At 46.2% G+C, this 1,627-nt stretch carries 1 protein-coding gene; it reads left to right on the top strand.

The genetic code is table 11. The annotated features are described in order from the left end of the window. Positions 1 to 150: 150 nt before the first annotated feature. On the top strand, positions 151 to 1,627 hold a 1,477-nt coding region (locus ACTIE6_RS23590; RefSeq protein ID WP_439558966.1), incomplete at its 3' end, for an ABC transporter permease.

Raw genomic sequence — 1,627 nt, 5'->3', positions numbered from 1 at the left:
GTACACCGAATGAAGGCAGCTTAGATGAAGAAGTAAACATTTCACAAACGTGTCCACTTTTTTCAGGACAAGACAGGAACTTACCATCCTTTTTCCTTCCTCCCATTCCTCCTTCCTCCCTTTCCTCCCCACATTAAAAAGAACAATAAAATGATCAAGAACTACCTTAAAATCGCGCTTCGCAGCTTGTTTAAGCATAAGGCTTTCAGCTTTATCAATGTTGCCGGCATTACTATTGGACTTAGCTGTTTTTTGCTGCTTGCGCTTTATGTGAAAGATGAGCTGAGCTATGATCGCTTTCATGTGAATGCAGATCGGATCTACCGGCTTTCACGAACGTTTTTGTCAAAAGACGGGAATGAATCGCTTCGTCTCGGCCACGCGGCGCCGCCTTTTGCCCCGCTGATCAAACAGGATTTCCCGGAGGTAGAGGAGGTAGTGAGGCTGCTGGACGTGAGTTCCAATGTTCGCTATGGAGAAAAGAGTTTTAATGAAGATGATGTATTTGCAGCCGAGGCCAATCTGTTCAAAGTATTTACAATTAAGCTGAAACAGGGTAATCCTGCCAATGCATTGGTAAACCCGTTCTCAATCCTGTTTTCCAGGCCAATGGCCGAAAAATACTTCGGGAAGGAAGATCCGATGGGCAAGATCGTCAGGCTGGATAATCAGCTTGATTATACCATCACAGGTGTTTTTGAGCCGCTGCCTTCGCAATCCCATTTTCATCCCAATTTCCTGATCTCGTTTTCAACCCTCAATGATGACCGCGTTTATGGCGCAGAGGGGCTCCGGACCAACTGGGGTAATAATTCATTTTCCACATTCCTGCTATTACCTGCCGGCTACAATCCTCAGAAGCTTGTAAAAGCATTCCCGGCTTTTCAGAACAAACACATTGATCCGCGCGCGTCGACCTACTCCCGGCTGGACCTGATGAAGCTGACAGATATCCACCTGCATTCGCACATGGATTCGGAAATCGAAGCAAACGGCGATATTCAATATGTATATCTGTTCTCTGCCATCGCGCTTTTTATCCTGCTGATCGCCTGCATTAATTATATGAATCTGGCTACTGCCAAGTCGGCCACGAGGGCGAAGGAAGTGGGCATGCGTAAGGTGATCGGCGCAGTAAGACAACAGCTGATCGGGCAGTTTTTAAGTGAATCGATGCTGCTGGTGACCATATCGCTCATCTTCGCTTTGATTACCGTTACACTTTGCCTGCCTTTACTGAATCAGTTTACACAAAAACAATTAACATTCACGGCGCTCCTCGATCCTGTTTTTGTTTCAGTACTCGTCGCAATTACACTATTTACCGGACTGATCGCCGGCAGTTACCCCGCGTTTTTCATGACTTCCTTCCAGCCGCTCAGTGTGTTCAGGGGGAAAGTGTCTTCTACATTGAAAAACGGAAAATTACGCCAGATCCTCGTGGTGACACAGTTCTCCATTGCTGTGGTTTTGATTGTAAGTACAACCGTCGTATACAATCAAATGCGGTACGTGCAGAATTACAACCTGGGTTATTCCAAAGACCAGATAGTGCTATTGCAGGCCGGGAGTGATTCGAGTACCAATTATGAGAGTTTCAAACAGAGACTGAAATCCGGCAGCAACA

Source organism: Dyadobacter sp. (genome assembly GCF_051859145.1).
Classification (GTDB): domain Bacteria; phylum Bacteroidota; class Bacteroidia; order Cytophagales; family Spirosomataceae; genus Dyadobacter.
This window is presented reverse-complemented; position numbering and strand designations above follow the sequence as displayed.